This is a genomic window from Syntrophothermus sp., assembly GCF_013314835.1.
In the GTDB taxonomy this organism is placed as follows: domain Bacteria; phylum Bacillota; class Syntrophomonadia; order Syntrophomonadales; family Syntrophothermaceae; genus Syntrophothermus; species Syntrophothermus lipocalidus.
The window spans coordinates 1-9,196 of the sequence record NZ_JABUEX010000070.1; the positions used below are offsets into that span (position 1 = coordinate 1).

Below are 9,196 nucleotides of genomic sequence, written 5' to 3' on the forward strand. Positions count from 1 at the left end.
GCTCCACAGGCGCCCCCAGGGCGCGGAGCGCGGCAAGGAGGGAGTGCGGGCCCGCCCTTTGCAGGCGGCCTGCAGCGTCGCAGTAGGCGGTCTCTACGCCGTAGAGCCGGGCAAGCCGGCAAAGCAGAGCAAGCTGTCTTCCCGTGATCGTCCTTCACCCTTCCAGACCCTGGTCCGGGGTCTACATTTTATTATCCGCCATTTCACGGCTTTTATAAAGCTATAAAGCTTTTTTCTGCTTTTTTCATGTTTTTCGCCTAGCGAACACAAAAAAAGGGTGAAAAGCCGCCCAGGAGGGGGGAGGTTTTTAACCCGAACGGCCTTCACCCAGGCTGCCCATATGAAGCAAAAGGGGTGCCCAGCCGAATTGGAACCGCCTTATAATTCTAAAAGCGCCCACCTTTCTAAATTCTCTCGACACTGGAAAAAATACGGCTCAGCTTTGGGCGTTCGACTGCTGCTGGCGGCGCCAGTACCTGATATACCGCAGGCCATAATTATCCAAACCCAGAATCAAATCCGCGGCCAGCACGCTCGCGCAGACCTTCGCCACATCTACAATCGGACAAGTGACACCCGCAGCGATGGCAACCCCTAAAAAGACGCCGTTGATAATCTCCCTCCCGGGGAGGCCGTAGGAGATATTGCTCGCCCCCAGGGTGAGATTCACACCGTATTTTTCTTTGATTTTCCTGATCGTTTCAAGGGTGACGACCCCGGCCCTGCTGTCGACCCCCAGAGAGAGGGTTAAACCGTCAAAAACTACGTCCTCAAGAGGAATTCCGAGGCTTGCACATCTTTCCACGATCTTATCTGCAATGGTCAGGCGGGTTTCCACATCCCTCGGAATCCCTCTTTCATCAAGCGGCAGGGCAATCACCGCTGCGCCGTAATCTTTCACCACAGGAAGCACTTTTTCCAGGGAGCGCTCCTCTCCGCTTACCGAGTTGACGAGGGGTTTTCCCTGGTACACCTTCAGGGCCGCCTCAAGTGCCGCCGGGTTGCCGCTGTCGATGCATAAAGGAACATCTACTTCTTGCTGCACCAGCCTAACCACCTCCGGCAAGAGTTTTACTTCATCAACTCCACTGGTTCCGACATTAACGTCCAGTACATCGGCGCCCGCCTCTACTTGATCCCTCGCCTCCCGGAGCACATAGTCGAGGTCACCACTCGCCAGAGCGCTTGCCATTTTTTTCTTTCCCGTCGGGTTGATTCGCTCACCGATAAAAACCGTTTTTCTGCTGCCTCCGATCGTCACTTCTTGATTTTTACTGGATATTCTCGTTTCCATCTCCCTACCTCCGTTGAGAGAGAACTGCAATAAACAAAACAAAAGCTGCATTTTAAGTTATTTCACGGATTTCGTGTCCTTTGCCCAGTGATCGTAAAAAATAAAGGGTGAAAGCCCCGGGATGGGGAAGAGGCTTTCAACCCGAACGGCCTTCACCCAGACCCTCTAACCGTAGACCTTCCTGCAGATGTTCACTCCTGTTACAGCGTCGATGGCGTAGTAGTCTGCTCCGGTGAATTCCCTGACCTGCTCGTTACAGGGCGCGCCCCCAATGATTACGGTTACCTGGTCCCGGAGACCAGCAGCCTTCAGGGCATCGATCACGGTCTTCATTTCGGGGAAAGTAAAGCTCAAGAGGGCGCTCATCCCCAACACCTTCGCGCCTGTTTCCCTCACCTTTTCCACGAAGGCTTCGGTGGGGACGTCGACCCCCAGATCCACAACATCAAAGCCTGCTCCCTTCAAAAGGGTAACCACGATGTTTTTCCCGATGTCGTGGATGTCCCCCTTGACCGTCCCGATCACGACCGTACCCCGGGAGTCTCCTTTTTCCGCCTGCACCAGCAGTGGTTCGAGTTTCGACATGACGTTTTGCAGAATCTCTCCCGAAAAGATCAGCTCGCTCAAGAAGTACTCGCCTGCCTCGAAGCGTTCACCGATCCTGGCCATTCCCGCATTGCACTCCTGGATAATATTTAAAGCAGGCTCGCCGGCACCAATTTTCTGCTCGACCAGTTCCAAAACACGCTCCTCATCAAGTTCCACAAGCGCCTGCGCAAGTTCTGTTAGGTTTGCCATTCTGGGACCTCCTCTCGTAAGTCTTTTTTAAAAGTCTTTTTTAAGAAGAGCTACCAGGTCCAATTCCAAAGCCAGTTATAAGCCATGCGCTCGAACATCTCCCAATGCATCCTAATCAGGTCTTCATCCCCCTTGATCTCGCCGAGCTCCGCCTTTTTGACCTCCCAGGGCGTAATCATCCTCTGCTTAGGAGGCTGCCACCCGGCGGGCGGGTTGGGATTGCACTGCACCTCGAATTCGGTCTTGTCGCGGTATCTGCCGTATTCCAGGGTGGCGTCGATCAGAGCGCGGAAGTTCTCCGGCTTGGTGTTATAAGGGATCCCGCACCCTCCGTTGACAATAAACCCGCCGTCCTTTCCGACGGTCTCACACAAAAGCTTCACCCGCTCCCGCACCTCGTCGGGAGTGCCGAGAATCAAGAGAGAGTCCGGCACGCCGCCTGCAATGCACTGGCAGTCCCCGAAATCCGCTTTTGCTTTGAAGATATCCCCCTGGTTGTCGATATCACAGAGTACCTTTCCCTTCGGCAACTCCCGGATGTGGTGCCAGTTGGGGCCCCAATCCCCCTCCAGGTATGCCCTGATCGTGTAACCGGCGTCGATCAGCATCAACATCGCCTTTTTCAGCGAGGGCCAGTAAAATTCGTCAAACTGCTTGGGAGACAGGAATGGGTAGCAGCCCCGGTGCAGCGGCATGAAGATAGGGTAGCGCCTGAGGGGATCGGCGATGGCCAGGGCAGCGTTCACAAGTTCGGGAATCAGGGCCTCGCACGCTTCAAGTACCTTGTCAGGTCTCCTGCGGATATCGATCATGATCCCCCTGAGGCCCCTGAGGCCGTCTGCCAGCATGTCAAAGGGTGCCAGCATCACGCCGGTCATGGGCTGGGGCATGCCCAGCTCTTCTTGCAAGTACAGGGCGCGGTTTCTCATGGCCGCACCCAGGGCCATTTGGGCCATGCCGGCCTTTAAAAAGGCGGCGTAGGAACGGGCAGAGCCGCGGTTTTTCATTTCGTTGAAGGCACGGGGGAGGAATCTTTCAAACATGAACTCGACCGGATCGTTGATGAGAAGATCGTACTCGTCGGGCTTCATTCTCTCACCTTCGATGAATTGGAACTGTACGTTGACCGGAAGATCGCGCCCGGGTAGCTTGTAGAGATTAAATCCAACTATATCGTGGAGTGGCCCCCAGATCCTCCCCGATCTTAAAGCATCCACCTCGGGAAAGTCTTCGACAAATTTTTTGTCCGCTTCCATCCATTTGCTGTTGTCATAAACAAACTCATAGTGTGTCAACCCGCTGTAAACCTCGGCAAAATAATTGGAACCTGGAGCAATAGGAACACGATCGATCGGCGCCAAAGCAATGGCGCCTTGGTAACGCTTGAGTCTTTCTTGAAAGAGTCTTTGTTTTTCTTCAGACACATTCAACCCTCCCTAACTCATTACAAAGTATAAGCAATTTTTACGGTAAGCACCGCAACGAGACGCAAATTATCGGAGATCCAGGCGCCTTGCTGGATATCGCAGACTGAATAATGGAGGAGGAGCAACAGGCTAGCGACACAAAGCAGCCTGTTGCTCCTTGCGCGCTCTTAACCGTAGACCTTCCTGCAGATGTTCACTCCTGTTACAGCGTCGATGGCGTAGTAGTCTGCTCCGGTGAATTCCCTGACCTGCTCGTTACAGGGCGCGCCCCCAATGATTACGGTTACCTGGTCCCGGAGACCAGCAGCCTTCAGGGCATCGATCACGGTCTTCATTTCGGGGAAAGTAAAGCTCAAGAGGGCGCTCATCCCCAACACCTTCGCGCCTGTTTCCCTCACCTTTTCCACGAAGGCTTCGGTGGGGACGTCGACCCCCAGATCCACAACATCAAAGCCTGCTCCCTTCAAAAGGGTAACCACGATGTTTTTCCCGATGTCGTGGATGTCCCCCTTGACCGTCCCGATCACGACCGTACCCCGGGAGTCTCCTTTTTCCGCCTGCACCAGCAGTGGTTCGAGTTTCGACATGACGTTTTGCAGAATCTCTCCCGAAAAGATCAGCTCGCTCAAGAAGTACTCGCCTGCCTCGAAGCGTTCACCGATCCTGGCCATTCCCGCATTGCACTCCTGGATAATATTTAAAGCAGGCTCGCCGGCACCAATTTTCTGCTCGACCAGTTCCAAAACACGCTCCTCATCAAGTTCCACAAGCGCCTGCGCAAGTTCTGTTAGGTTTGCCATTCTGGGACCTCCTCTCGTAAGTCTTTTTTAAAAGTCTTTTTTAAGAAGAGCTACCAGGTCCAATTCCAAAGCCAGTTATAAGCCATGCGCTCGAACATCTCCCAATGCATCCTAATCAGGTCTTCATCCCCCTTGATCTCGCCGAGCTCCGCCTTTTTGACCTCCCAGGGCGTAATCATCCTCTGCTTAGGAGGCTGCCACCCGGCGGGCGGGTTGGGATTGCACTGCACCTCGAATTCGGTCTTGTCGCGGTATCTGCCGTATTCCAGGATCGCATCGATCATTGCACGGTAGTTTTCCGGTTTGGTGTCATAAGGAATGTTGCAACCGCCGCTAATGATAAACCCGCCGTCCTTTCCGACGGTCTCACACAAAAGCTTCACCCGCTCCCGCACCTCGTCAGGAGTGCCCAGCACCAGCAGAGAGTCGGACAACCCGCCGGCAATACACTGGTAGCCGCCGAGGTCCTCCTTGGCCTTAAAAATGTCACCCGGGCCGTCAATGTCCAGGAGAACCTTCCCCCTCGGGAGTTCTCTCCAGTGGTGCCAGTTGGGGCCCCAGTTCCCCTCCAGGTATGCCCTGACCGTGTAACCGGCGTCGATCAGCATCTGGACAGTCTTTTTCAGGGATGGCCAGTAGAGCTCATCAAACTGTTTCGGAGAGAGGAAGGGATAACAGCCCCGGTGCAGCGGCATGAAGATAGGGTAGCGCCTGAGGGGATCGGCGGCGGCCAGGGCAGCGTTCACAAGTTCGGGAATCAGGGTTTCGCACGCTTCGAGGATTTTTTCCGGTCTCTTGTGAACATCGACCATGATCCCCCTGAGGCCCCTGAGGCCGTCTGCAAGAGCATCAAAGGGAGCCAGTATCAATCCCATCGAGGCCAACGGCATTCCCATCTCATTTTCTAAAAACTGTGCCCGGGACTTCAGGAGGTTATTCCAAACACCTTGAGCTAGCCCGCCTTTAAGGAAAGCCACATAAGAACGGATCGAACCGCGCTCCCTCATCTCGTTAAAGACACGGGGGAGGAAGATTTCAAAGAGGAACTCAGCCGGGTTTCTGATCAGGATATCGTATTCATCCAGCTTCATCCGCTCTCCTTCAATGAACTGAAACTGCACACAAGGAGGCAATTCCCTGCCGGGCAATTTATAGGTGTTAAAACCAAGTACGTCCTGAATGGGCCCCCAAACCCTGGTTGTTCTTAACACATCAGTTTCCGGGAAGTCCTGAATGAACTTTCTGTCCGCCTCGATCCATTTACTAGCGTCGTACATGTACTCCTGGTTCGTAAACCCGCTGTAAACCTCGGCGAAATAGTTGGTACCAGGCGCAATAGGAATGCGATCTGTAGGCGCCAGGGCGATGGCCGCCTGGTAACGCTTTAACCTTTCATTAAATAGCTCTCTCACCTCATCCGACACGCCTGCCACCTCCATATAATTCTTATTGTTGTACACTACAAGCCTCTTAATCAAACATCCCGAGCGAAGTCCAGTAAGGAATTGCGATCAAGAGCGCTACGATACAGGCAACTAAGTACACAAAACCATACTTCGCAAACTGCGCAGGGGTCCAGCCTTTATCGCCAACTATTGATTCCCCAATCAATGCAAACATGTTCTGGTAGCTTAAGAAGAAGCAGTTTCCTGCCATTACAAAGATAGTGATCCAAACTAGCGGGTTTACGCCGTAGCTTGCAGCAATTTCGGGGATAATCGGGGTAACGATAGCCATGGTGGGGATGAGTACCGCAATATCGATAAACCTCCAAAGAAACAGGAAGAAAACAACCGCAAAGACGAAAATCCAGGAGTTTCCGGAAATGGGATCGAGCATCGGAACCAGGACGCTGGACAACCACTTAGAAACTCCGGCATCGGCAAAAACTGCGCCCAGGCTCATGGCAACTCCAATAAAGATAACGAGGTCCCAACTGATTCCGGTTCCAAGTTCCTGCGTCTTAATGACACCAGCAGCCGTAAGGGCAAACAACCCGCCGAGGCAGATGGCAGCATCTGGTATGTGGTGGATCTGGCTGGTGGCAAAGAGGATAAAGCAAATGAGCAGAATCATGCCCGCGGCTTTCTCGCTGCGGCTCATGGGTCCAAGCTTGGCGTACTCCGCCTCGAAAATTTCTTTAGAAATCGAAATCGGCTGCGCTGGCCTGAGCGCAAAATACCCGCCGACAATCAGTAGCAAGCTCATGATCTCCAGCGGCAGGAAAGCAACTTTGCTCCAGGAGTCAAAGGTAATCAGTCCGTTTAAAGCAGGGGTTGCGTTGAACATCCCCATGACGATGGGACCCCATAGAGACCCTGTCAGCCAGCCTGTTCCCGGCAGGAGCGCCATTGCCCAGGCGGTGAGCAGAATTAAGGCTCTTCCGGGTGATCTGGGCTCTAACTTACAAACCTCAACACAACTTAAGGCCAAGGGCATCACAATGGCAACCCTGACTGCAATCGAAGGAGTAAGCGCCGACAGGAGCAGTCCGATAATCACCCAGGCGATCATGAGCCCGGCGTAAGAAGGTTTAAAAGCCTTGATGACCAGATAAGAAATGCGCTTGCCCAGACCTGTTTTCGCTAAAACAAAGCCGAAATAGAGTGCGGGGATGAGTACCCAGAGAGCATTGCTTGTAAAGCCCGAAAAAACTTTGGTCGGATTGATACCGTAAAAAAGGTAAATCATCATGAGCAAGCAACCGGAAACTGAGAAGGGAATGTTTGCCGGTTTAAAAACCCAGAGACCTACAGCAATGATTAAACCCATCAGCACCTTGTGCCCGAGCGGGGTCAGGCCGGGTGCCCAGGGATTTGTAAAACCTACCACAAGACCAACCAGTACAACAACCCAAAAACCAAAAGTTTTTACATTAAAATAGGGTCTCTGAACAAGTTGGGTTTCTGCCATACTCAACTCTTTTCCTCCTCCCGTCAGTTTTTTAACAACCGACCTTGCAAAACTGTCATCCCAACCGGCCCGGTTTGAATATTTTCTACGAACCTCTCCCGATAAGCTGACCCCCTTCCAAGCTATTATCATCATTATGTCTAGACAAATAAATGATAATGATAAGATGTCTAGACATATTTATCTAAACCATAAACCCGACAACCAGAACCTCTCCTGCCTTCAGCCTCTCCCCGAAAAGACGACCCCGCCTCCTATTAGTGGGCACCCGGGGGTTATCCCACAACAGCCCTGGCTCCTAATTCGGAGGCAATTCCTCTAAAGATTTCCATCGCCTTTACCAGGTCGTTGGCGTAGTAGTCTGCCCCGGTGTAGTCTTTTACCTGCTGGTTGACAGGGTAGCCGCCGATGACCACTTTGACCCTGTCCCTCATGCCCGCTTCTTCCAGGAGCTTCACAACTTTTTTGATGGAACCGATACAAAAAGTAAGCAAGACACAGATTCCCAAAACTCTGGAGCCGGTCTGGTTTAGAGTAACGACGAACTTTTCTGGAGGCACGTCCACTCCCAAATCGTAGACACGAAACCCGGTCGACCGCAGGAAGTAGATGACAATGTTTTTTCCCAGGTCGTGGATGTCCCCTTCAATCGTCCCCATTACGATGGAAATCCCGTTTTCCGCGACATCTTTTGGAAAATAGGGCTCGATAATTTCTATGACCCCGCGGAAGATTTCCTCCGACATAATGAGGTCGGAAAGATAGTAGACCCCTTCGCTGTATCTTTTCCCTACAATTTCTACTCCCCGCTTGCACTTTTCGACAATTTCCAGAGCCGACGTACCCGCCTTGATTCTTTCGGTCACCAGAGCAAGAGTTTTTTCTTCGTCAAGGTTGGCCATCGCTCTAACCAGCTCGTCCTCCACGGCCCACACCACCTTTAGGCGAAATTTAGTCCTTTGCATACCAGCCGTCGTAACTGGTTAACTTATACCGGTCGCCACGATAAATCGACTTTCCCCAGCCTATCGGCTTTCCGTTCAGATCGTATATGGTTTGCTCGATCAGAAAAACCGGAGCGTTAGGACTGATTCCTAATATTAACGCTTCTTCTTTATTTGCTACGGATGCCTGCAAAACCTTCTTGGAACTTACTGGTAAGCAATCGCTGTGAATGGCGACGAGATTCGACAAGGAGGGGTCTTTTAATTCGGACTCGAGGATGGGTTTTTGTTTAGTATAAATAATGTACTTAGTTTCGTAGGCAAGGCGTTCACCGTCTGCTGCGAGCACGATGCGAAAAAAGAGGAACCTGGTATTGAATTCAACTCCCAGCTTTGCCTTGAGGTTTTCGTCAGCTTTAACAATTTTGGCTTCGAGGATCGTGGCTTGAAGGTTCAACCCTCGCTTTTTAATTTCCTCGTTAAAATTACTTAATTCAAAGACAACATTATCCAGCCTGGGCCTGGCAACGAAGGTTCCCTTGCCTTGCTGGGTATACACCATGCCTGCTGCGACAAGTTCGGAGATGGCTCTACGTACGGTCATCCGGCTGATGCCAAAACGTGAGGCAATTTCCATTTCCGGCGGGAGGGCTTCTCCGGGCTTCAATTCCCCGTGGCGGATCTGCTTCTCGAAATACTTGGCCAGCTGATAGTAAATCGGAATGACGGAGTTTTTGTCAATGGACATTTCATCCTGCATAACGCTTCTCTCCAGATGGGACCATGTGATGCTTCATCCTTATGTCTAGACATCTGTACTTTTATCATAATGCAATTCCAAACCCGTGTCAATAGAAAAAATAAAAAAAATTAAACGGAAAAACTAAATCATCCCTGCGGGAAGAGGGGCAGGCCTGCCCAGGAAGTACCCCTGGCCGCAGTCCACTCCAAGCTCCCGCAGTGTTTTCAGGACATCTTCGCTCTCCACAAACTCGGCGATGGTCTTCTTTCCCAGGGTAT

At 52.0% G+C, this 9,196-nt stretch carries 10 protein-coding genes; 1 reads left to right on the plus strand and 9 read right to left on the minus strand.

Annotated features, from left to right (window positions below; translation table 11 throughout):
• Nucleotides 1–226, plus strand: a 226-nt coding sequence (locus HPY90_RS13620; protein ID WP_287195275.1) for a hypothetical protein, incomplete at its 5' end; no start/stop codon positions are given.
• A 210-nt stretch (nt 227–436) separates the two neighbouring features.
• Here the strand turns inward: HPY90_RS13620 and HPY90_RS13625 are convergent.
• The 9 genes from HPY90_RS13625 to HPY90_RS13665 all read right to left on the minus strand — a co-directional run bounded on the left by HPY90_RS13625 (nt 437) and on the right by HPY90_RS13665 (nt 9,191).
• A complete protein-coding gene (locus HPY90_RS13625) occupies nt 437–1,294 on the minus strand; it encodes a dihydropteroate synthase (RefSeq protein WP_287195277.1) in 858 nt (285 codons plus the stop codon).
• A gap of 165 nt (nt 1,295–1,459) precedes the next feature.
• Nucleotides 1,460–2,092, minus strand: a complete 633-nt coding sequence (locus HPY90_RS13630) for a cobalamin B12-binding domain-containing protein (protein ID WP_287195279.1) — start codon at nt 2,090–2,092, stop codon at nt 1,460–1,462.
• A 50-nt stretch (nt 2,093–2,142) separates the two neighbouring features.
• A complete protein-coding gene (locus tag HPY90_RS13635; RefSeq protein WP_287195281.1) occupies nt 2,143–3,516 on the minus strand; it encodes a uroporphyrinogen decarboxylase family protein in 1,374 nt (457 codons plus the stop codon).
• A 170-nt stretch (nt 3,517–3,686) separates the two neighbouring features.
• The gene (locus HPY90_RS13640; RefSeq protein WP_287195279.1) at nt 3,687–4,319 is read right to left on the minus strand and encodes a cobalamin B12-binding domain-containing protein; all 633 of its coding nucleotides are present in this window, start codon (nt 4,317–4,319) and stop codon (nt 3,687–3,689) included.
• Between the two features lie 50 nt (nt 4,320–4,369).
• Nucleotides 4,370–5,779, minus strand: a complete 1,410-nt coding sequence (locus HPY90_RS13645) for a uroporphyrinogen decarboxylase family protein (RefSeq protein ID WP_287195283.1) — start codon at nt 5,777–5,779, stop codon at nt 4,370–4,372.
• A gap of 10 nt (nt 5,780–5,789) precedes the next feature.
• The gene (locus HPY90_RS13650; protein WP_287195288.1) at nt 5,790–7,232 is read right to left on the minus strand and encodes an SLC13 family permease; all 1,443 of its coding nucleotides are present in this window, start codon (nt 7,230–7,232) and stop codon (nt 5,790–5,792) included.
• A gap of 275 nt (nt 7,233–7,507) precedes the next feature.
• Nucleotides 7,508–8,158 carry a cobalamin B12-binding domain-containing protein gene (locus HPY90_RS13655; RefSeq protein ID WP_287195285.1) on the minus strand — a complete coding sequence of 217 codons (651 nt, stop codon included), beginning with the start codon at nt 8,156–8,158 and terminating at the stop codon, nt 7,508–7,510.
• A gap of 25 nt (nt 8,159–8,183) precedes the next feature.
• Entirely contained in the window at nt 8,184–8,936 is a 753-nt protein-coding gene (locus tag HPY90_RS13660) for a GntR family transcriptional regulator (RefSeq protein WP_287195286.1), read from the minus strand.
• Between the two features lie 123 nt (nt 8,937–9,059).
• A complete protein-coding gene (locus tag HPY90_RS13665; RefSeq protein WP_287195290.1) occupies nt 9,060–9,191 on the minus strand; it encodes an EAL domain-containing protein in 132 nt (43 codons plus the stop codon).
• Nucleotides 9,192–9,196: the final 5 nt, after the last annotated feature.

Excerpts from the sequence above, each read along its gene's own strand:
- HPY90_RS13625 (WP_287195277.1), bottom strand. The coding sequence starts at position 1,294 with ATGGAAACGAGAATATCCAGTAAAAATCAAGAAGTGACGATCGGAGGC.
- HPY90_RS13630 (WP_287195279.1), bottom strand. The coding sequence starts at position 2,092 with ATGGCAAACCTAACAGAACTTGCGCAGGCGCTTGTGGAACTTGATGAG.
- HPY90_RS13640 (WP_287195279.1), bottom strand. The coding sequence starts at position 4,319 with ATGGCAAACCTAACAGAACTTGCGCAGGCGCTTGTGGAACTTGATGAG.
- HPY90_RS13650 (WP_287195288.1), bottom strand. The coding sequence starts at position 7,232 with ATGGCAGAAACCCAACTTGTTCAGAGACCCTATTTTAATGTAAAAACT.
- HPY90_RS13660 (WP_287195286.1), bottom strand. The coding sequence starts at position 8,936 with ATGCAGGATGAAATGTCCATTGACAAAAACTCCGTCATTCCGATTTAC.